14 protein-coding genes, 4 tRNA genes, 3 rRNA genes and 1 riboswitch are annotated in these 21,157 nt (G+C 54.0%); of the genes, 5 read left to right on the top strand and 16 right to left on the bottom strand.

All coding sequences use genetic code 11. The features are described 5' to 3' along the window. The first annotated feature begins 99 nt into the window (after positions 1 to 99). Positions 100 to 933 carry an HTH-type transcriptional regulator HdfR gene (hdfR, locus tag EE896_RS01000; RefSeq protein ID WP_008926363.1) on the top strand — a complete coding sequence of 278 codons (834 nt, stop codon included), beginning with the start codon at positions 100 to 102 and terminating at the stop codon, positions 931 to 933. A gap of 118 nt (positions 934 to 1,051) precedes the next feature. Here the strand turns inward: hdfR and EE896_RS00995 are convergent. The 9 genes from EE896_RS00995 to btuB form a co-directional block, all read right to left on the bottom strand. Beyond that, a tRNA-Trp gene (locus EE896_RS00995) sits at positions 1,052 to 1,127 on the bottom strand. Positions 1,128 to 1,134: 7 nt separating this feature from the next. Then, a tRNA-Asp gene (locus EE896_RS00990) sits at positions 1,135 to 1,211 on the bottom strand. A gap of 87 nt (positions 1,212 to 1,298) precedes the next feature. Beyond that, a 5S ribosomal RNA gene (gene rrf, locus EE896_RS00985) occupies positions 1,299 to 1,414 on the bottom strand. A gap of 92 nt (positions 1,415 to 1,506) precedes the next feature. Then, positions 1,507 to 4,415, bottom strand: a 23S ribosomal RNA gene (locus EE896_RS00980). Between the two features lie 207 nt (positions 4,416 to 4,622). Then, positions 4,623 to 4,698, bottom strand: a tRNA-Ala gene (locus tag EE896_RS00975). Positions 4,699 to 4,840: 142 nt separating this feature from the next. Further along, positions 4,841 to 4,917: transfer RNA gene (locus tag EE896_RS00970), tRNA-Ile, on the bottom strand. Between the two features lie 73 nt (positions 4,918 to 4,990). After that, positions 4,991 to 6,532, bottom strand: a 16S ribosomal RNA gene (locus EE896_RS00965). The 16S, 23S and 5S rRNA genes sit together here with 4 tRNA genes alongside, the layout of an rRNA operon. A 396-nt stretch (positions 6,533 to 6,928) precedes the next feature. Further along, complete coding sequence (gene murI, locus EE896_RS00960) at positions 6,929 to 7,780, bottom strand: glutamate racemase (protein WP_140916490.1); 852 nt, start codon at positions 7,778 to 7,780, stop codon at positions 6,929 to 6,931. Further along, positions 7,725 to 9,605 (bottom strand): TonB-dependent vitamin B12 receptor BtuB, encoded by a 1,881-nt coding sequence (gene btuB, locus EE896_RS00955; RefSeq protein ID WP_140916491.1) that lies wholly within the window; start codon positions 9,603 to 9,605, stop codon positions 7,725 to 7,727. Before btuB ends, murI begins: the two co-directional genes overlap by 56 nt. 69 nt (positions 9,606 to 9,674) lie before the next feature. After that, a riboswitch (cobalamin riboswitch) is annotated at positions 9,675 to 9,857 on the bottom strand. Between the two features lie 110 nt (positions 9,858 to 9,967). Here btuB and trmA point away from each other — a divergent pair. Continuing rightward, positions 9,968 to 11,071 carry a tRNA (uridine(54)-C5)-methyltransferase TrmA gene (trmA, locus tag EE896_RS00950; RefSeq protein ID WP_008926930.1) on the top strand — a complete coding sequence of 368 codons (1,104 nt, stop codon included), beginning with the start codon at positions 9,968 to 9,970 and terminating at the stop codon, positions 11,069 to 11,071. A gap of 49 nt (positions 11,072 to 11,120) precedes the next feature. Here trmA and EE896_RS00945 read toward each other — a convergent pair whose 3' ends face one another. Both EE896_RS00945 and fabR read right to left on the bottom strand, forming a co-directional pair. Then, entirely contained in the window at positions 11,121 to 11,474 is a 354-nt protein-coding gene (locus EE896_RS00945) for a YijD family membrane protein (protein ID WP_003851197.1), read from the bottom strand. A 14-nt stretch (positions 11,475 to 11,488) separates the two neighbouring features. Continuing rightward, entirely contained in the window at positions 11,489 to 12,136 is a 648-nt protein-coding gene (gene fabR, locus EE896_RS00940) for an HTH-type transcriptional repressor FabR (protein ID WP_003851200.1), read from the bottom strand. A 192-nt stretch (positions 12,137 to 12,328) separates the two neighbouring features. On the opposite strand from fabR, the gene sthA reads away from it, so the two are divergent. Continuing rightward, the gene (gene sthA / locus EE896_RS00935) at positions 12,329 to 13,729 is read left to right on the top strand and encodes a Si-specific NAD(P)(+) transhydrogenase (RefSeq protein WP_003851201.1); all 1,401 of its coding nucleotides are present in this window, start codon (positions 12,329 to 12,331) and stop codon (positions 13,727 to 13,729) included. On the opposite strand, the gene oxyR is transcribed toward sthA, so the two are convergent. Continuing rightward, complete coding sequence (gene oxyR, locus EE896_RS00930; RefSeq protein WP_003851204.1) at positions 13,712 to 14,629, bottom strand: DNA-binding transcriptional regulator OxyR; 918 nt, start codon at positions 14,627 to 14,629, stop codon at positions 13,712 to 13,714. The genes sthA and oxyR overlap by 18 nt on opposite strands. 180 nt (positions 14,630 to 14,809) lie before the next feature. On the opposite strand from oxyR, the gene EE896_RS00925 reads away from it, so the two are divergent. Continuing rightward, on the top strand, positions 14,810 to 14,956 hold the full coding sequence (locus EE896_RS00925; RefSeq protein ID WP_153574532.1) for a thioredoxin domain-containing protein: 147 nt from the start codon (positions 14,810 to 14,812) through the stop codon (positions 14,954 to 14,956). 119 nt (positions 14,957 to 15,075) lie between these two features. Here EE896_RS00925 and argH read toward each other — a convergent pair whose 3' ends face one another. The 4 genes from argH to argC all read right to left on the bottom strand — a co-directional run bounded on the left by argH (position 15,076) and on the right by argC (position 19,578). Next, positions 15,076 to 16,449 (bottom strand): argininosuccinate lyase, encoded by a 1,374-nt coding sequence (gene argH, locus EE896_RS00920; protein WP_003851207.1) that lies wholly within the window; start codon positions 16,447 to 16,449, stop codon positions 15,076 to 15,078. A 91-nt stretch (positions 16,450 to 16,540) separates the two neighbouring features. Further along, the gene (locus EE896_RS00915) at positions 16,541 to 17,758 is read right to left on the bottom strand and encodes an argininosuccinate synthase (RefSeq protein WP_003851209.1); all 1,218 of its coding nucleotides are present in this window, start codon (positions 17,756 to 17,758) and stop codon (positions 16,541 to 16,543) included. Positions 17,759 to 17,782: 24 nt separating this feature from the next. Continuing rightward, positions 17,783 to 18,559: an acetylglutamate kinase gene (gene argB, locus EE896_RS00910; RefSeq protein ID WP_140916492.1), complete on the bottom strand. Its 777-nt coding sequence runs from the start codon at positions 18,557 to 18,559 to the stop codon at positions 17,783 to 17,785. A gap of 14 nt (positions 18,560 to 18,573) precedes the next feature. Continuing rightward, the gene (argC, locus tag EE896_RS00905) at positions 18,574 to 19,578 is read right to left on the bottom strand and encodes an N-acetyl-gamma-glutamyl-phosphate reductase (protein WP_008926933.1); all 1,005 of its coding nucleotides are present in this window, start codon (positions 19,576 to 19,578) and stop codon (positions 18,574 to 18,576) included. A 167-nt stretch (positions 19,579 to 19,745) separates the two neighbouring features. Between argC and argE the strand changes: the two genes are divergently transcribed. Next, positions 19,746 to 20,894, top strand: coding sequence for an acetylornithine deacetylase (argE, locus tag EE896_RS00900; protein ID WP_003851216.1), 1,149 nt, complete (start codon positions 19,746 to 19,748; stop codon positions 20,892 to 20,894). Positions 20,895 to 21,157: the final 263 nt, after the last annotated feature.

The following is a 21,157-nucleotide window of genomic DNA, read 5'->3' as shown; positions in this document are numbered from 1 at the left end:
AATGCCGTGCTGTTAATGGCGCGGAGTATTAGATAGGCTTGACAGAGTGTAAAACAAAACATTTAAATCTATACGACAAACATTTTTTGGGAGAACGCTGTGGATACGGAATTACTGAAAACTTTCCTGGAAGTGAGCAGGACACGTCATTTTGGGCGTGCTGCAGAAGCACTTTACCTTACGCAATCTGCTGTCAGTTTTCGCATCCGTCAGTTAGAGAATCAGCTTGGCGTTAATCTTTTTACACGGCATCGCAATAACATACGTCTGACAGCGGCAGGAGAGCGACTGCTTCCCTATGCTGAAAGCCTGATGAGCACCTGGATGATGGCGAAGAAGGAGGTTTCTCATACTCAGCAGCATCATGAGCTTTCTATTGGTGCCAGTGCATCTCTATGGGAAGCCTATCTGACGCCATGGCTACAGACGCTGTATGAGAATCGGGAGAGCCTGCATTTAGAAGCGCGCGTGGCACAGCGGCATCTGCTGGTTAAACAGCTTCATGAGCGCCAGCTGGATCTGTTGATTACCACTGAAGCGCCTAAGATGGATGAGTTAACCAGTCAGCAGATTGGTCATATTTCACTGGCGCTGTTCTGCGCCCGGCAGAGTGAAAAGCGCGAGAAATATGATTACATTAAGCTGGAATGGGGAGCTGATTTTCATCAGCATCAGAGCTATCTCTCGGGGGCTGATGATGTGCCGGTCCTCTCCACAACGTCAGCGCATGTCACCCGTGAACTGCTGCATACCACCGGCGCATGCGCGTTTCTGCCGGACTTCTGGCAAAGTGTTTACAGTGAGTTGATGATGATTCCGGATACACCCGTTGCCGTTCGTCCGCTCTATGCTGTCTGGTTGCAGAACAGCGATCAGCAGGCACATATCCGCCAGTTGCTTAAATTCCCGATTCTGGTCAGGCAAAACAGCTGAATTTACGGGAAAAAGAGGTGAGCAGGGAAGATCAGAGGCCAGTTAGCGTTAGCTGGTTTTTCTTTTTTGCTTTTTTAAAGGCAAAAAAAATCCTTTGCCGAAGCAAAGGATCGTTTTCTGGCAGGGGCGGAGGGACTCGAACCCCCAACACCCGGTTTTGGAGACCGGTGCTCTACCAATTGAACTACGCCCCTAATAGGGTGGCGGAACGGACGGGGCTCGAACCCGCGACCCCCTGCGTGACAGGCAGGTATTCTAACCAACTGAACTACCGCTCCACCGATTCTTTCACGGTTCTCAGCAACCGGCTGAGAGCCGTCTGTTCCTGTTGCTTTCCTTGTCAGGGGAAAAGGAACGAATTTAATGCCTGGCAGTTCCCTACTCTCGCATGGGGAGACCCCACACTACCATCGGCGCTACGGCGTTTCACTTCTGAGTTCGGCATGGGGTCAGGTGGGACCACCGCGCTAAAGCCGCCAGGCAGATTCTGTCTCCGCGCCGCCCCTTAAGGCCGCGCAGATATATCCGGTACAGGCTGAAAATCGTGTCTCTCAAAAACGCCTCTGGCGTTGTAAGGTTAAGCCTCACGGGTCATTAGTACCGGTTAGCTCAACGCATCGCTGCGCTTACACACCCGGCCTATCAACGTCGTAGTCTTCAACGTCCCTTCAGGACTCTCAAGGAGTCAGGAGAACTCATCTCGGGGCAAGTTTCGTGCTTAGATGCTTTCAGCACTTATCTTTTCCGCACTTAGCTACCGGGCAATGCCATTGGCATGACAACCCGAACACCAGTGGTGCGTTCACTCCGGTCCTCTCGTACTAGGAGCAACCCCCCTCAATTCTCCAGCGCCCACGGCAGATAGGGACCGAACTGTCTCACGACGTTCTAAACCCAGCTCGCGTACCACTTTAAACGGCGAACAGCCGTACCCTTGGGACCTACTTCAGCCCCAGGATGTGATGAGCCGACATCGAGGTGCCAAACACCGCCGTCGATATGAACTCTTGGGCGGTATCAGCCTGTTATCCCCGGAGTACCTTTTTATCCGTTGAGCGATGGCCCTTCCATTCAGAACCACCGGATCACTATGACCTGCTTTCGCACCTGCTCGAGCCGTCACTCTCGCAGTCAAGCCAGCTTATGCCATTGCACTAACCTCACGATGTCCGACCGTGATTAGCTGACCTTCGTGCTCCTCCGTTACTCTTTAGGAGGAGACCGCCCCAGTCAAACTACCCACCAGACACTGTCCGCAGCCCGGATTACGGGCCTACGTTAGAACATCAAACATTAAAGGGTGGTATTTCAAGGTTGGCTCCACGCGAACTGGCGTCCGCGCTTCAAAGCCTCCCACCTATCCTACACATCAAGGCTCAATGTTCAGTGTCAAGCTGTAGTAAAGGTTCACGGGGTCTTTCCGTCTTGCCGCGGGTACACTGCATCTTCACAGCGAGTTCAATTTCACTGAGTCTCGGGTGGAGACAGCCTGGCCATCATTACGCCATTCGTGCAGGTCGGAACTTACCCGACAAGGAATTTCGCTACCTTAGGACCGTTATAGTTACGGCCGCCGTTTACCGGGGCTTCGATCAAGAGCTTCTCCTTGCGGATAACCCCATCAATTAACCTTCCGGCACCGGGCAGGCGTCACACCGTATACGTCCACTTTCGTGTTTGCACAGTGCTGTGTTTTTAATAAACAGTTGCAGCCAGCTGGTATCTTCGACTGGCTTCGGCTCGGGGAGCAAGTCCCTCCACCTACGCGCCAGCGTGCCTTCTCCCGAAGTTACGGCACCATTTTGCCTAGTTCCTTCACCCGAGTTCTCTCAAGCGCCTTGGTATTCTCTACCTGACCACCTGTGTCGGTTTGGGGTACGATTCTGTGTTACCTGATGCTTAGAGGCTTTTCCTGGAAGCTGGGCATTTATCACTTCAGCACCGTAGTGCCTCGTCGTCACGCCTCAGCGTTAATAAGGGACCGGATTTACCTGGACCCTCCGCCTACACGCTTAAACCGGGACAACCGTCGCCCGGCTGATATAGCCTTCTCCGTCCCCCCTTCGCAGTAACACCGAGTACAGGAATATTAACCTGTTTCCCATCGACTACGCCTTTCGGCCTCGCCTTAGGGGTCGACTCACCCTGCTCCGATTAACGTTGAACAGGAACCCTTGGTCTTCCGGCGAGCGGGCTTTTCACCCGCTTTATCGTTACTTATGTCAGCATTCGCACTTCTGATACCTCCAGCATGCCTCACAGCACACCTTCGACGGCTTACAGAACGCTCCCCTACCCAACAACACATAGTGTCGCTGCCGCAGCTTCGGTGCATGGTTTAGCCCCGTTACATCTTCCGCGCAGGCCGACTCGACCAGTGAGCTATTACGCTTTCTTTAAATGATGGCTGCTTCTAAGCCAACATCCCCGGCTGTCTGTGCCTTCCCACATCGTTTCCCACTTAACCATGACTTTGGGACCTTAGCTGGCGGTCTGGGTTGTTTCCCTCTTCACGACGGACGTTAGCACCCGCCGTGTGTCTCCCGTGATAACATTCTCCGGTATTCGCAGTTTGCATCGGGTTGGTAAGCCGGGATGGCCCCCTAGCCGAAACAGTGCTCTACCCCCGGAGATGAGTTCACGAGGCGCTACCTAAATAGCTTTCGGGGAGAACCAGCTATCTCCCGGTTTGATTGGCCTTTCACCCCCAGCCACAGGTCATCCGCTAATTTTTCAACATTAGTCGGTTCGGTCCTCCAGTTAGTGTTACCCAACCTTCAACCTGCCCATGGCTAGATCACCGGGTTTCGGGTCTATACCCTGCAACTTAACGCCCAGTTAAGACTCGGTTTCCCTGCGGCTCCCCTATACGGTTAACCTTGCTACAGAATATAAGTCGCTGACCCATTATACAAAAGGTACGCAGTCACCCCCATAAAGAGGGCTCCCACTGCTTGTACGTACACGGTTTCAGGTTCTGTTTCACTCCCCTCGCCGGGGTTCTTTTCGCCTTTCCCTCACGGTACTGGTTCACTATCGGTCAGTCAGGAGTATTTAGCCTTGGAGGATGGTCCCCCCATATTCAGACAGGATACCACGTGTCCCGCCTTACTCATCGAGCTCACAGCACATGCGCTTTTGTGTACGGGAGTATCACCCTGTACCCTGCGACTTTCCAGACGCTTCCACTAACACACATGCTGATTCAGGCTCTGGGCTGCTCCCCGTTCGCTCGCCGCTACTGGGGGAATCTCGGTTGATTTCTTTTCCTCGGGGTACTTAGATGTTTCAGTTCCCCCGGTTCGCCTTGCAGCACTATGTATTCATGCTGCAATGATGCACAGAGTGCACCGGGTTTCCCCATTCGGACATCGACGGCTGTAGCGGTTCATATCACCTTACCGTCGCTTTACGCAGATTAGCACGTCCTTCATCGCCTCTGACTGCCTGGGCATCCACCGTGTACGCTTAGTCGCTTAACCTCACAACCCACAGGCGTTTTACAACGCTGCGAGCTGCAAGCATTTGAGAGACTCGAACGTGTCGCGCTTTTCATTCTTATTACGGAGAATGAAAACGACACGTCGTTTCAATTTTCAGCTTGTTCCGGATTGTTAAAGAGCATAATACTTCGCAGCACACCGTTGCCGGTACGCTCTGAAGTATTCAGAAAAAACAGATAAACGGTATGGTGGAGCTAAGCGGGATCGAACCGCTGACCTCCTGCGTGCAAGGCAGGCGCTCTCCCAGCTGAGCTATAGCCCCATACAGTTACTGCAGAGACCACTACTACCACTCAACCGAGTACACTTCGTGAGAAATGCAATTCGTGCTCAGGCAAGGCATGTTTCCGCGAAGCATAGTGAACTATGCGAGCCGGAGACATAACGCAGCGTGAGTGCGAATTTGGTAGGCCTGAGTGGACTTGAACCACCGACCTCACCCTTATCAGGGGTGCGCTCTAACCACCTGAGCTACAAGCCTGTAGAGGTTTTTTCTGCTCGTTACTTTTTATCAGACAATCTGTGTGGGCACTGCGCGGGAAGGTATCTTCAGGTAAGGAGGTGATCCAACCGCAGGTTCCCCTACGGTTACCTTGTTACGACTTCACCCCAGTCATGAATCACAAAGTGGTAAGCGCCCTCCCGAAGGTTAAGCTACCTACTTCTTTTGCAACCCACTCCCATGGTGTGACGGGCGGTGTGTACAAGGCCCGGGAACGTATTCACCGTGGCATTCTGATCCACGATTACTAGCGATTCCGACTTCACGGAGTCGAGTTGCAGACTCCGATCCGGACTACGACGCACTTTGTGAGGTCCGCTTGCTCTCGCGAGGTCGCTTCTCTTTGTATGCGCCATTGTAGCACGTGTGTAGCCCTACTCGTAAGGGCCATGATGACTTGACGTCATCCCCACCTTCCTCCGGTTTATCACCGGCAGTCTCCTTTGAGTTCCCGCCATCACGCGCTGGCAACAAAGGATAAGGGTTGCGCTCGTTGCGGGACTTAACCCAACATTTCACAACACGAGCTGACGACAGCCATGCAGCACCTGTCTCAGAGTTCCCGAAGGCACCAAAGCATCTCTGCTAAGTTCTCTGGATGTCAAGAGTAGGTAAGGTTCTTCGCGTTGCATCGAATTAAACCACATGCTCCACCGCTTGTGCGGGCCCCCGTCAATTCATTTGAGTTTTAACCTTGCGGCCGTACTCCCCAGGCGGTCGACTTAACGCGTTAGCTCCGGAAGCCACTCCTCAAGGGAACAACCTCCAAGTCGACATCGTTTACGGCGTGGACTACCAGGGTATCTAATCCTGTTTGCTCCCCACGCTTTCGCACCTGAGCGTCAGTCTTTGTCCAGGGGGCCGCCTTCGCCACCGGTATTCCTCCAGATCTCTACGCATTTCACCGCTACACCCGGAATTCTACCCCCTCTACAAGACTCAAGCCTGCCAGTTTCAAATGCAGTTCCCAGGTTAAGCCCGGGGATTTCACATCTGACTTAACAGACCGCCTGCGTGCGCTTTACGCCCAGTAATTCCGATTAACGCTTGCACCCTCCGTATTACCGCGGCTGCTGGCACGGAGTTAGCCGGTGCTTCTTCTGCGGGTAACGTCAATCGATGCGGTTATTAACCACATCGCCTTCCTCCCCGCTGAAAGTACTTTACAACCCGAAGGCCTTCTTCATACACGCGGCATGGCTGCATCAGGCTTGCGCCCATTGTGCAATATTCCCCACTGCTGCCTCCCGTAGGAGTCTGGACCGTGTCTCAGTTCCAGTGTGGCTGGTCATCCTCTCAGACCAGCTAGGGATCGTCGCCTAGGTGGGCCATTACCCCGCCTACTAGCTAATCCCATCTGGGTTCATCCGATAGTGAGAGGCCCGAAGGTCCCCCTCTTTGGTCTTGCGACATTATGCGGTATTAGCCACCGTTTCCAGTGGTTATCCCCCTCTATCGGGCAGATCCCCAGACATTACTCACCCGTCCGCCACTCGTCACCCAAGGAGCAAGCTCCTCTGTGCTACCGTCCGACTTGCATGTGTTAGGCCTGCCGCCAGCGTTCAATCTGAGCCATGATCAAACTCTTCAATTTAAGTTTGATTTGCTTAAACAAGTTAAGCGGTGCTCATCTGTAAAACGTCATAATGAATTTCATTATGTGTTCACTCGTGAGGCTTTGATATTTTTTTGCGTCCTAAGACGCTGATATCAATCCTGCGAGTGCCCACACAGATTGTCTGATAAATTGTTAAAGAGCATGCCGCGATTTACTGCGGCGCGGGCTGCGTATATTACGCTTTCCGCATTGTCAGTCAAGCATTTATTTTCGCTTAACTCACTGGTTCGTATGATTTCGAACCTACTCAACCCGGCGCTTCGTAAGCCGTTGTGCCGTGTCAGTGGAGGCGCATTATAGGGAGTTCTCGGAGGCTGACAAGTGCTAATTTCAAATAAAATTTCGAGTGCTTCTTTTTTCAGCGAAAAGCCGCTAAAACGCCAGTTTTTCAAGCAACGGGAAGCCATAACGCTGTAAAACGGGTGATAATTGTACCGCTTCACCATCCAGCTCCGTGCAGAATGCGACGTTCTGTTGCGAAGAATTTACTTCAGGCGCTTCATGTTCCAGTAGCCAGGCTGTTCGTCGGGCAATTGCCGCACCGGAATCAATCAGACGCGTCCCTTCAGGTAACACCTGCTGCAGCTCTTCGCGCAGTAAAGGGAAGTGCGTACAGCCTAAAACAACCGTGTCCGGTGGTTCAGCCATCCGCTGCCACGGCTGAACAATACGGCGCACCTCATCCAGTGCAACCTCAGCACCGTGTAGCTTAGCTTCTGCCAGTTCCACCAGCTCCGCCGATCCCAGCATTTCGATGTTGCAGGACCCGGCGAATTGCGCCACCAGCTCGTGAGTATAAGGACGGCGTACTGTAGCCCGCGTCGCCAGCAACCCGACCACACCATTTCGCGTCAGGCGCGCGGCAGGTTTAATCGCCGGAACCACACCCACGACAGGAAACGCAAAGCGTTCACGTAAAGCAGGCAATGAAACCGTGCTGGCTGTATTGCAGGCGATGATGACTAATGAGAGAGGATAACGCTGTGTAATGGCCTCAACGATAGCGACCACCCGTTCCACGATGAAGGTTTCGCTTTTCTCGCCGTAAGGGAATCCAGCGTTATCGAAGGCGTAGAGATAATGAAGATCCGGCAACAGCTGACGGACCTCATCATAGACAGAAAGCCCACCGACGCCGGAATCAAACACCAGCACGGTGGGACGCAAATCAGAAGTTGTAGCTGCCGCTGAGGTAATACTCTCGTCCTGGAGTCTGATAGCCATACACTGTCTCGTAATCTTTATCGAACAGGTTGGCAATTCTACCACGAACCGTGAGTTGTGAAGTGACAGGATATGAGACGGCGAGATCCCACAGGCTGACACCGCCTAATTTCACACGACGGCTGGGCGTGCTGTTGAAGTCGGTATCATAACGGTCGCCCAGATAGTGATAAGTCACGGACCAGTCAAACTCATGCAGTGTCCAGTCAAGCTGATACTTGACCTGCTGCTTAGCCCGGCGAACGAGCGGTTGATCGGTGTTGCCATCCCGCGCATCGACATAATCATATGAGAGCTGATGCGTCAGCGGCCCGGTATCGAATCCAGCGGTGGCTTCAACACCTTTAATACGTGCCTTCTCAATGTTGTAGTAGCGGAAGGTCTGCGGATCGCCTTCAATCAGGTCATCAATGTCATTGCGATAGCCCGACACGCGCCAGTTCACCGGCCCGGTCAGCCCCTCAAAGCCGCCTTCCCACTGCTTACTTTTTTCAGGATCGAGGTCGCGGTTGCCATAAAATGGGCTGTATACCTGCGACAGATTAGGCGCTTTGAAAGCAGTACCATACGAAGCGAACGCGCGGTACCCGGAAATAAACTCCCATGACGCCGCCGTCTGCCAGGTGTTATGCCAGCCGAACTGATTGTTATCGTCACCACGTACCGCACCCTCAAGAGTGACGCTGCCAAACTGTTGCTGCCCGGTCACGTAGAGGCCGGTATTACGCTGTTCATAGCCATCTGATAAATAGTTCGTGCCCGGTTCCGTTGTCTCTTTCTGCCAGTCAACACCCGCACTGACGGCGCCCTGCCCCACCTGCACGGTATTGCCCCACTGCAGATTGTACTGGGTGACATCATCAAAGGTGGATGCAGCGCCGTAGCGGCCATTGCGCGGATCGTAGTTAATGTCTTTGGTATGGCCATAACTGGCAATAAGCTGGGTGGAGTAGACGTCGCGGTTGAAGCGTAAACCGGTGTCCCAGGTCTGGCTGTAGAGCTGACGGGTATCCGCCAGGCCGATGATATTCGTGAAGCTGTCATCATACGTGTAAGACCCGTCATAGGCAGTGCGGTTATCAAAGCCATAGCTGCGCACAAAACCACTGAGTTCATCGCTGAACTGATGCTCAAGGTTGCCATACAGGGTTTTGCTCATGAAGCCGTCGCGATCGTGCTGCGCCGGGCCATAGTCATTGGGATAGCCCGCCACCACGTCATACCCTTTGGTGTAGGTATAGTTGCCTGCCAGGGTAAGCTTTGTCGCGTCGCCCAGCATCTGCTGGGTTGAGCCGTCATACGATTGATAGCCGTTGGATCCCATGCCCGCCGTCAGCGTCGTGCCCGGTTGCGAACGGCCCGTAATAATATTCACCACGCCGCCAATGGCATCAGAACCGTAAACCGCGGAACGTGCGCCGCGAATATATTCGATGCGTTGCACCAGCGACAGGGGGATCTGGCTGAGGTCGGACGAACCGGTAATACCCGCCTGATTAAGCCGGATACCATCAATCAGGATCAGCACATGTCTGGACTCAGTACCCCGAATAAACAGCGAACTCTGCTGCCCTAGCCCGCCGCTTTGCGCGACATCGACACCCGGCAGACGGCGCATCACATCTGTCAGACTTTTGGCCTGCCAGCGATCAATCTCATCACGCGTGACGACGGTTGTCGGCGCCAGCACCCCGGAAACAGGTTCGGCAAAACGGTTGGCAGTAACGATTTGCGTATCATCATTCCCCTGCGCAAAACCGTTTTGCGCCCAGAGAGAAATCGCCGTTGCGCTCAGAGCGAACAGCGATGCAGTTTTTTTTGTCATTTTAATCGCATCCATAAGACGAAGCAGGATGCCGCAGGCCGACAATCAATAGAACGCGATGATTGTACGAGTAGCGACGTTACACCGGCAGGTCTTCGGGCTGGGAACCATAAATGATGATGACTTCCCATCCCGGAGGACAGTGTCTGCAATTGCACTCATCACGACATTCCTTACCGCTGCGCGTCAGCTCCAGATTCACACTGGATTCCCTATTAACTCGGGCTTGAGGCCGGCGTCTGCAGTCTACGGAGTGGAGATACGGAAGTCCAGACTGCTAAATATCTTATCGCTGTGGGACTGGACATCAGCAAGTGAATGCCTACAATCGCCCGCTGGTAAGCTATTAATCAGGATTACTCATGACACCCGAACATCTCCCCATTGAAGACTATGACGCACAGCTGGCGGAAAAAGTCAGTCGTTTAGAGACGATGATGACGCCGTTTGCTGCGCCCGACGTGGAGGTGTTCCGTTCGCCGGTCAGCCACTATCGGATGCGCGCCGAATTCCGCCTGTGGCACGACGGTGATGATATCTATCACATCATCTTTGATCAGCAGACGCGCGAGCGGATCCGGGTCGATCAGTTCCCGGCAGCCAGCCAGCTGATCAATCAGCTGATGCCAAAGATGATCGCCGCGATCCGTGATAACCGCACCCTGCGTCACAAGCTGTTCCAGATCGACTATCTGTCAACCATGAGCAATCAGATTGTGATTTCACTGCTCTATCATCGCAAGCTGGATGATGAGTGGCAGCAGGCCGCCGCCGCGCTGCGTGATCAACTGCGTGCGGAAGGTCTGGATGTGCAGTTAATTGGCCGTGCGACCAAAACCAAAATCTGTCTGGATCGCGACTATGTGGATGAGTGTCTGCCGGTTGCAGGTCGCGAGATTATCTATCGTCAGGTCGAGAACAGTTTTACCCAGCCTAACGCGGCAATGAATATTCAGATGCTGGAGTGGGCGCTGGATGTGACGCAGGATTCACAGGGTGACCTGCTGGAACTGTACTGCGGTAACGGCAACTTCTCGCTGGCGCTGGCGCGCAATTTCCGCCGCGTTCTGGCAACGGAAATCGCCAAGCCTTCTGTTGCGTCGGCGCAATACAACATTGCCGTGAACCAGATTGATAACGTGCAGATCATTCGCATGGCGGCGGAGGAGTTTACTCAGGCGATGAATGGCGTGCGCAGCTTTAATCGTCTGGAAGGGATTGATCTGACCAGCTACGAATGCGAGACGATTTTTGTCGATCCGCCACGTAGCGGCCTGGATGAAGAGACGGTGAAAATGGTGCAGGCGTATCCGCGCATCCTTTATATCTCCTGCAACCCACAAACCCTGAGCGACAATCTGCAAACGTTGTCAGAAACGCACGACGTGACGCGGCTGGCGCTGTTTGATCAGTTCCCCTACACCCACCACATGGAATGCGGTGTGCTGCTGACGCGTAAAGCGTAAACAAAAACGGGAACCCTCAGGTTCCCGTTTTTTTTCCCTGCCGATATCCCTACTGATTACGCTTGCGCTTAAACCGCGTCGCAATCCAGAACACCAGCGCGACCATCAGAACGGTGGGAACGAAATTAGAGCCAATGTCCGGGTATTCTGCCCGCACCAGCGCGCTATAAACCAGAATCCCCAGCAGGAAAAACGCCGCCGCCAGGCCTGGCATGCCGTCAGGCATGTTGGTGTTGAGATACCGCTGATGCAGACACCAGGCCGCCAGACCCAGCGCAATCAGCGGAAAAATCGAAAAGGGAACAAAGGCGCTGAACAGCACAGAAAACGAACCGTTAATCGCTAAGCCGGTAATAAAAGCCAGTGCCAGAGTGCTTTTATCGCGGGTACCTGGGTGGGTCATGAACTGATCCTTACTCATTGCTCTTCGGGTTTTTCCAGGGTGACCGCCAGTCGTTCCTGCTCACGGCGGTACCAGTAATAAGCGCCTTTGGCGATCATCCGCAACTGTAACACCAGCCGATCCTCAAGCTTACGTCGCTGCTCAGCATCAACGTCCAGTGCTTCTGCACCGGCGCTGAAGACAATGGTCACCATCGCTTCAGCCTGCGCTTCGGTAAAACTGCGCGGCATGCGATTTTCGACCTCAAGATAGTCAGCCAGTTCAGCGATAAAGTGCTGAATTTCACGCGCCACGGCGGCACGGAAAGCAGCAGAGGTGCCGGAACGTTCACGCAGTAACAGGCGGAAAGCGTTGGGGTTGTTGCCGATGAACTCCATAAAGGTCGACACCGACGTTTTAATGATGCTGCCGCCTTTGGCGATACGCTGTCGTGCCTGACGCATCAGCTGTCGCAGCATCAGCCCACTTTCGTCCACCATCGTCAGGCCAAGCTCATCAACATCCTTGAAATGACGATAAAAGGAGGTGGGGGCAATCCCCGCTTCACGGGCAACTTCCCGCAAACTCAAACTGGCAAAACTGCGTTCGGCGCTGAGCTGACTGAACGCTGCTTCAATCAGTGTACGTCGTGTACGTTCTTTTTGTTGCGCTCTGACGCCCATTCTCTCTGCCTTTAGCGGTGTTGAGCGGGCACTATAGCAAAATTTTCAGCGTACAGATTGGCATTCTTTGTCACTGCCTGTGAACCTCACACTTTGTCAAAATGTGATGAAAATCGCTGATAGAATTCAGAAGTGCGCGACGAGATGTTAGAATCTCGTTGTAAAAATGTATAAATAATAGGACGTATCGGTATGCAAAAGTCTTACGATTACGATGCCATTGTGATTGGCTCAGGGCCCGGCGGTGAAGGGGCGGCGATGGGGCTGGTAAAACAGGGAGCGCGCATCGCCGTGGTCGAACGCTACCACAACATCGGCGGCGGCTGTACACACTGGGGAACCATCCCTTCCAAAGCCCTTCGCCACGCCGTCAGTCGCATTATCGAATTCAACCAAAACCCGCTCTACAGCGATCATACCCGACTGCTTCGCTCCTCTTTCGCCGACATTCTTAATCACACTGAAAGCGTGATCAGCCAGCAGACAGCCATGCGCCAGGGCTTCTACGAGCGTAACCGCTGTGAGCTTTATCAGGGCGATGCCCATTTTGTTGATGCCAATACGATTGAGATTGAACAACCTGATGGCACGCGTGAGACGCTGACGGCAGAGAAGTTTGTTATCGCCTGTGGTTCACGGCCTTACCATCCTGATAATGTCGACTTTACGCATCCCCGCGTCTACGACTCCGACTCTATCCTTAATCTGCACCACGAACCGGGTCACGTCATTATTTACGGCGCTGGCGTCATCGGCTGTGAATATGCATCGATTTTCCGTGGTCTCAACGTCAAAGTTGACCTGATTAATACCCGCGATCGCCTGCTGGCGTTTCTCGATCAGGAGATGTCGGATTCTCTCTCATACCACTTCTGGAATAGCGGCGTAGTGATTCGTCACAATGAAGAGTTTGAGAAGATCGAAGGCGTGGAAGATGGCGTCATCATGCATCTGAAGTCGGGCAAGAAAGTGAAAGCGGATTGCCTGCTGTACGCCAACGGCCGTACCGGTAACACCGATTCCCTTTCGCTGGAAAACGTCGGTCTGGAAGCCGATGGGCGTGGCCTGCTGAAAGTGAACAGCATGTATCAGACAGCGCAGCCGCACATTTATGCCGTCGGTGACGTGATTGGCTATCCAAGCCTGGCCTCAGCCGCCTACGATCAGGGCCGTATTGCCGCACAGGCGATTATCAAAGGGGAAGCGTCAGCACACCTGATTGAAGATATCCCAACCGGTATCTACACCATTCCGGAAATCAGCTCCGTGGGTAAAACCGAGCAGCAGCTGACGGCAATGAAGGTGCCTTACGAAGTGGGCCGCGCGCAGTTTAAACATCTGGCACGCGCGCAGATTGTGGGCATGAACGTTGGCAGTCTGAAGATTCTGTTCCATCGGGAAACCAAAGAGATTCTGGGGATCCACTGCTTTGGCGAGCGTGCCGCTGAGATCATTCACATCGGTCAGGCGATCATGGAGCAAAAAAATGGTGGCAACACGATTGAGTACTTCGTGAATACCACCTTTAACTATCCGACGATGGCCGAAGCCTATCGCGTTGCGGCGTTAAACGGCTTAAACCGCCTGTTTTAACGCAGCGTCGAAATAGTGTGCCATGTGGGTTTTAATTGCCTCTGCCAGCTGTTCATAACGGCTGCGCAGAGGTGAACCCGGACGATATACCAGCGCGATCGTGCGCTGTGGCACCGGTTTGTAGCAGGTGAGATAGCAGACACCGTCGCGAATACGCTCTGGTGGAACTGCCAGCGCCGGTAACAGCGTAATGCCACTGCCTGCCGCCACCATATTGCGCAGTGTCTCAAGACTGGTCGCCCGGAAATGGGTATCTTCATCGGCACCCGCCTCAAAGCAGAATCCCATCGCCTGGTCACGCAGACAGTGTCCATCTTCCAGCATCAGCAATTTCTCGCCGGCCAGATCGGACATTGGCACACGATCGCGATCGCACCACGGATGATCGGCATAGACAGCCAGCTTCATTGGCTCATCAAACAGCGGCACTTCGATAAAGGCCTGACTCTCTTTGACCAGTGCAACAATCGCACAGTCGAGCTTGCCACTGTCGAGCTGTGACAGCAGCTGTTGCGTCTGCGCTTCGTGCAGATACATCTCCAGTTTCGGGAAGGTCTGGTGCAGCGTCGGGATAATCTGTGGCAGTAAATACGGCGCGGTGGTCGGGATGAGGCCGATATGCAGCGGACCTGACATCGCTTCCCCTTGCTGACTGGCCATCTCTTTCAGCACTTTCACTTCACGCAGCACCGTACGCGCCTGATCCACCAGCAGTAAACCTGCCTGCGTGAACAGCACTTTACGGCTGGTGCGCTCCAGCAGCATCACACCCAGCTCATCTTCCAGCTTACGGATCTGCCCGCTTAACGTGGGCTGACTGACATGACATGCATCCGCCGCACGGCGGAAATGACGGTGTTCAGCAAGCGAAACCAGATATTCAAGATCACGAATATTCATTATTACCCTCCAAACCACGATAGCCCGTGGCGATAGATAGAATAGCAATGAACGATTGGCCCTATCAAGGGTGGTTGGGAATAATGCGCGCAACAAAAAGCTCAGGAGTCTGTCTTCATCTCTATAAAGCCAGCTGCGGCTTCTGTGCGCAGGCCATACAGAGGCTGAGTGAGCATGTCATTGAGTACGAAAATTGTGATGGGACAGGATTCGACAACCGTCAGTTCAGGAGCCGTTTCAGGCCTGGCGACGGTACTGCAGGTCTTCATGGGCGGTCGTCATGCTGGCGGCAGTGAAGATCTGCGTCAATACTTGCTGTCAGCGTAAGAGAGTCTGAGCGTCGGCCGGGAGAGCGGGCGCTTTGATGATGTGCCTATAAAAAATAGTAGTTCTGAAGCTAGAGGTTGGCGGGCATTTTAATGTGCCCGCTTTTTTTTACCTGCTGATCACGCCAGACGCTGTTTAGCGTCACCGATAGCGCGGGCAACCTGCTGCGGAGAAACACCGCCCTGCGCATTACGCTTATCCAGACACGATTGCAGCGCCAGAATCGGATAGACATCCTCGCCAATCACCGCGCTGAACTGCTGAAGTTGTGCCAGCGACAGCGCTTCAAGTGCTACGCCCTGCCCGATAGCCGCCACGACAACTTCGCCAACGATATGGTGTGCTTCACGGAACGGCACGCCTTTGGCGACCAGATAGTCGGCCAGCTCAGTAGAGTTTGCGTAGCCCTGTTCAGCGGCTTCCTGGCAACGCGGACGTTTAACCTGCAGGCCATCCAGCACCAGCACTGACATATGCAGACAGTCGAGCCAGGTATCCAGCGCGTCAAACAGCCCTTCTTTGTCTTCCTGCATATCTTTGTTGTAGGCCAGCGGCAGACCTTTTAGCGTCATCATCATGCCGGTCAGTGCACCCTGCACACGACCACATTTGCCGCGAATCAGCTCCAGCGCATCCGGATTTTTCTTCTGCGGCATCAGTGATGAGCCTGAGGTCACTTTATCTGACAGCTCAATAAAGCCTGCTTCTCCGGTGTTGAAGAAAATCATATCTTCCGCAAAGCGCGACAGATGCACCATGCCAATGGCCGCGTCAGAGAGCAGTTCCAGCACGTGATCGCGGTCTGATACGGTATCCAGACTGTTACGTGTGGCGGAAGCGAAGCCCAGCCAGCCTGCCAGCTGCTGACGATCAATCTCGTAAGCGGTACCGGCCAGTGCGCCACAGCCCAGCGGGCTGACATCAAGACGCTTCAGGGTATCCTGCAGACGGCTCTCGTCACGCGCCAGCATTTCAACGTAGGCCAGACACCAGTGCGCAAACGTCACCGGCTGCGCACGCTGCAAGTGGGTGTAGCCTGGCATCACTGCATCCTGATTGGCTTCAGCGGTAACCACTAACGCCTGCTGCAGCTCACGTGTGGCGCCCAGCAGGGCTTCGATCTGTACCTTGCACCACAGTTTCAGATCGGTCGCGACCTGATCGTTGCGGCTACGGCCGGTGTGCAGCTTTTTGCCCAGCGAGCCGACTTTGTCGATCAGCTTACCTTCAACCCAGCTGTGAATATCTTCGGCATCGCTCTGCAGAATCTGTTCAGGATTTTCACGCACTTCATTCAATAGCGAATTCAGGGCCGCTTCAAGTTGCTGCTGCTCATCCTGAGTCAGCACATTGACCGTCACCAGCGCTTTGGACCAGGCAACAGAGCCAATGATGTCCTGCTCTGCCAGGCGGTAATCGAAGCGCAGCGAGTCATTGAACTGTTTAAAACGTTGATCCGCTGCCTGAGTAAACCGTCCACCCCAAAGTGCCATGTGAAAACTCCTCTGAATCGTTAAACAAGAGGCGGCATAAATGCCGCCCCTGAATCAAAACTGTGAGGCGAGGCGCACCCCGCCTGAAAAATTACTTCTTCTGCTCGTTCAGGGCGCGGATACGCGAAGAGAGCGAGAACAGACGGATAAAGCCGCCCGCGTGACGGTGATCGTAAACTTCATCTTCACCGAAGGTAGCGAACTCTTCCGAGTAGAGGCTGTTCGCAGAACGCTTCTGAGTGGCTGTCGCCTGGCCTTTGTAGAGCTGCAGCACCACTTCACCGTTAACTTCTTCCGCCAGCGATTCGGCAGCAGCCTGAATCGACTTACGCAGCGGAGCGAACCAGCGACCATCATAAACGACGTAAGACATCTCGTGGCCCAGCTGCTCACGCCATTTGAAGCTATCGCGATCCAGGACCAGCTGCTCAACCGCACGCAGCGCATTCACCATGATGGTGCCGCCAGGGGTTTCGTAGCAGCCGCGGGATTTAATGCCTACCAGACGGTTTTCAACGATATCGATACGGCCGACGCCATGTTTTGCGCCCAGCACGTTCAGTTTTTCCAGACACTGGAACGGACTCAGTTTTTCGCCGTTAACCGCCACAACACGGCCTTTCTCAACGGTTACAGTCACGTCTTCAGGCTGGTCAGGCGCTTCCAGCGGATCGACAGTCCAGACCCAGCAATCTTTATTTGGTGCATTGGCCGGGCTTTCCAGCACGCCGCCTTCGGTGGAGATATGCCAGGCGTTTTCGTCACGGCTGTAGATTTTTTCCAGCGAAGCGGTGGTCGGAATGTTGCGCTCTTTCAGATAGTCCAGCAGTGCTTCACGTGAACGCAGGTTCCATTCACGCCACGGTGCCACGACTTTCAGCTGTGGTGCCAGCGCGGTGTAGGTGGTTTCGAAACGCACCTGGTCATTGCCTTTACCGGTTGCACCATGACACAGCGCATCCGCGCCTACTTTCAGTGCCAGCTCAACCTGCGCTTTTGCGATGATAGGACGCGCCATAGAGGTGCCCAGCAGATAGGTCCCTTCATACAACGCGCCGGTCTGCAGTACCGGATAAACGTAGTCGCTGATGAACTCTTCACGCAGGTCAACCACGTGACATTCAGAGGCGCCAGACTGCAGGGCTTTCTTCTCAACACCTTCCAGATCGCCGCGCTCCTGACCAATATCCGCTACAAATGCGACCACTTCACAGCCGCCGTAGTTCTCTTTCAGCCATGGAATGATGGCCGAAGTATCAAGACCACCGGAGTAAGCCAGAACGATTTTTTTGATGTTTTGCGTTTGCATTTCGTAATCCTTGAATCAGAGTCGTTAAGCGAGAATCCGGGTGCCAATCGACACGCCGTTAAAAAGATCAGTCAGCCGCTCAGCGTGACGCCAGCTGGCAATATCGACCGGGCGACCCAGTGTACGCGCCGCATCAAGTGCCGCGTGGACTTTAACAATCATGCCATCGGTAATAATGCCCTGGGAAATCAGCTGCTCAGCTTTGTCGGCGGTCATCTCTTCGATGCGCTGACCTTTGCCGTCGAGAATACCACTGACGTCGGACAACAGAACCAGATCGGCACCCAGCGTCGAGGCCAGCGCGGTTGCCGCCTGGTCAGCGTTGACGTTCATCAGGTCGCCGCTGTCAGTAATACCAATTGAGCTCACCACCGGCATGTAACCCGCCGCCAGCAGCGTGTTCAGCAAGGCCGGATTACCCGGCGTTGCGTGGCCAACATGGCCAAGTTCTTCATCAAACGGAGCGACATTCACAATGCCCGCATCACCCAGGCAGAGGCCGACCGCGTTGATGCCCGATTTTTTTGCCCAGGCCAGCAGCGTTTTGTTTGCGGTTCCCGCCAGTGCACCAGTAATGATGTCGATCTGATCGGGTGGGGTGACGCGCAGGCCATTTTTCTTCATGACTGGCAGCGCCAGCTTTTTCATCAGTTCATCGACCAGGCAACCGCCGCCGTGGACAATGAGCAGCGGACGCTGATGGGCGCTGCGATATTTCAGCAGCGCTTCAAACAAACGGGCCAGCGCTTCTTCGCTGTCTAACAGCACACCGCCCAGCTTAATAATCAATGGATTGGTCATGGTCTAGTTGTCCGTTAAATCAGTGACTGCGTTTCAGGGAAGCCGAACCGGATGTTCAGGCACTGTACCGCCTGCGATGCCGCGCCTTTCAGCAGATTATCTTCGGCGGCGACGACAATCAGATGTTCGCCCTGTACTTCAAAACCGATATCACAGTAAGGCAGGCCCACAACGGCTTTCAGCGCCGGCACGCCCTTATCATAGAGCCGCACCAGTGGCTTATTGTCATAGGCGCGATGGAAAACAGCGGCGATATCTTCGCGGCTGACACCCGCTTTCAGACGGCAGGTAATCGTTGCCAGAATACCGCGCGGGAAACTGCCCAGATGCGGCGTAAAGATCACGGGTGTACCGAGGTGCGCAACAATTTCCGGATGGTGACGATGGTTAAACAGGCCATAAGGCTGCAGGCTTACTTCGCAGAAACTGGTGCCGACATTGGCTTTACGTCCGGCACCGCTTACGCCGCTGGTGGCGTTAATGACTGGCCACTGCGCATCGTTCAACAGTCCGGCATCCACCAGGGGTTTCAGTGCCAGTTGCGCAGCGGTCGGGTAGCAACCCGGTACCGCTACCAGCTGCGCCTGCTGAATTTTCTCATGCTGATATTCCGCCAGGCCGTACACCGCTTTGTCCAGCCAGTCACCATGCTGATGGGTAAAGCCATAGAAACGCGTATAAAAATCAGCGTCATTAACGCGGAACGCGCCTGACAGGTCGAACACGACACAACCGGCCTTAAGGAATTCCGGCGCCAGATCGTGGCTGACTTCATGCGCCGTCGCCAGGAACACCACATCCACTTTGTCTGCCCACTCAGCTGCGCTGCTTAGCGGCTGTAGCGGCAAATCCACTACGCCTTTCAGCTGTGGATGCAGGTCAGAGAGGCGCTTGCCAGCATCAGGGCTTTGCGCAGAAACCGCCAAAGCGGTTATGTTGATATGTGGATGGCGATTCAGGAAGGTGGCAAGCTCTACACCGGCATAACCACTGGCACCAACGATCAGCGTATTCAACATCAGGCTGTAACCCTTTTTACAGTCGCACGTTCCGGGTCGCGGCCTTGCCCCGTTACCCACCCTGTCATCTGCAGTGATTTATGGTTCCCTTGCAGAGGACGTTAATGTATTTTTATTCACTATTACTGCATGAATATGGATACATCCTAACCCAAGGACCGCCAACAGTGAAGACAAAATTACCGCCTTTTATTGAACTGTACCGCCAGTTAATCGCCACACCGTCGATCAGCGCAACCGATGCCGCACTGGATCAGAGTAATGAAACTTTAATCAATTTGCTGGCCGGCTGGTTCCGCGACCTTGGCTTCAGCGTTGAAGTGCAGCCGGTGCCCGGCACCCGCAATAAATTTAATATGCTGGCGCGAACCGGCACCGGTGCGGGCGGCCTGCTGTTAGCCGGTCATACGGATACCGTTCCCTTTGATGATGGCCGCTGGACGCGCGATCCCTTTACTCTGACTGAGCATGACAACAAGCTCTACGGCCTGGGCACAGCAGACATGAAAGGCTTCTTCGCCTTTATTCTCGACACGCTGCGCGATGTGGATGTCAGCACGCTGAGCAAACCGCTCTATATCCTTGCCACGGCCGATGAAGAGACCACCATGGCTGGCGCCAAATATTTCTCTGAATCGACGCAGCTGCGTCCCGACTGTGCCATCATCGGTGAACCGACTTCGCTTAAACCGGTGCGCGCGCACAAAGGCCATCTGTCGAATGTGATTCGCATCGAGGGGAAATCGGGCCATTCCAGCGATCCGGCACGCGGTGTCAACGCCATTGAACTGATGCATGAGTCGATCACTCATCTGATGCAACTGCGCACGACGCTGCAGGAGCGTTATCACCATGACGGCTTCGCTATCCCTTATCCGACCATGAATTTCGGCCATATTCATGGCGGAGACGCCGCGAACCGTATCTGCGCCTGCTGTGAACTGCATATGGATATTCGTCCGTTGCCGGGCCTGTCGCTGAGCGATCTGGATGGGTTGCTGAACGAGGCGCTGGCACCGGTGAGTGCACGCTGGCCGGGCCGGGTCACCGTGGCCGAACTGCATCCGCCGATTCCGGGCTATGAGTGTCCGGTAAATCATGAACTGGTGAGTGTGGTTGAGAAATTACTGGGTACGCCAACCGAGGTGGTGAATTACTGTACCGAGGCGCCGTTTATTCAAACACTCTGTCCAACGCTGGTCCTGGGCCCGGGCTCAATCAATCAGGCGCATCAGCCCGACGAATTTATTGATACGGCATTTATTAAGCCGACACGGGCGCTAATCAGTCAGGTTGTGCAGCATTTTTGTCACTGATTCACAGCAAATGGGGCATTTCACTGTATTAACAGCAAAATGCCCCCGCAATCTGCGGGATTTAACAATAAGAATAACTTATCCCGCTTCTTTCTCTATAAATTCTACGAATTTCCGTTAGTTAGCCACATCTTCAGTGCACTTTAACGCATTTGACGAACGCAGCATTACGTGGCTAGATAAAAGACGATGTTATGCCCACCGGGTGATTATCCAGAACGTTTCAGAATGTGGACAGGCGGCAACGGAGCCGGTTCCCTGTA

Source organism: Pantoea eucalypti (assembly GCF_009646115.1).
GTDB lineage: Bacteria > Pseudomonadota > Gammaproteobacteria > Enterobacterales > Enterobacteriaceae > Pantoea > Pantoea eucalypti.
This window is presented reverse-complemented; position numbering and strand designations above follow the sequence as displayed.

What these genes read in the sequence shown, in the direction of transcription:
- argH (WP_003851207.1), bottom strand. Translation starts at nt 16,449, where the DNA reads ATGGCACTTTGGGGTGGACGGTTTACTCAGGCAGCGGATCAACGTTTT.
- btuB (WP_140916491.1), bottom strand. Translation starts at nt 9,605, where the DNA reads ATGACAAAAAAAACTGCATCGCTGTTCGCTCTGAGCGCAACGGCGATT.
- oxyR (WP_003851204.1), bottom strand. Translation starts at nt 14,629, where the DNA reads ATGAATATTCGTGATCTTGAATATCTGGTTTCGCTTGCTGAACACCGT.
- murI (WP_140916490.1), bottom strand. Translation starts at nt 7,780, where the DNA reads ATGGCTATCAGACTCCAGGACGAGAGTATTACCTCAGCGGCAGCTACA.
- EE896_RS00945 (WP_003851197.1), bottom strand. Translation starts at nt 11,474, where the DNA reads ATGACCCACCCAGGTACCCGCGATAAAAGCACTCTGGCACTGGCTTTT.
- trmA (WP_008926930.1), top strand. Translation starts at nt 9,968, where the DNA reads ATGACACCCGAACATCTCCCCATTGAAGACTATGACGCACAGCTGGCG.
- argB (WP_140916492.1), bottom strand. Translation starts at nt 18,559, where the DNA reads ATGACCAATCCATTGATTATTAAGCTGGGCGGTGTGCTGTTAGACAGC.
- EE896_RS00915 (WP_003851209.1), bottom strand. Translation starts at nt 17,758, where the DNA reads ATGCAAACGCAAAACATCAAAAAAATCGTTCTGGCTTACTCCGGTGGT.
- argC (WP_008926933.1), bottom strand. Translation starts at nt 19,578, where the DNA reads ATGTTGAATACGCTGATCGTTGGTGCCAGTGGTTATGCCGGTGTAGAG.
- fabR (WP_003851200.1), bottom strand. Translation starts at nt 12,136, where the DNA reads ATGGGCGTCAGAGCGCAACAAAAAGAACGTACACGACGTACACTGATT.
- sthA (WP_003851201.1), top strand. Translation starts at nt 12,329, where the DNA reads ATGCAAAAGTCTTACGATTACGATGCCATTGTGATTGGCTCAGGGCCC.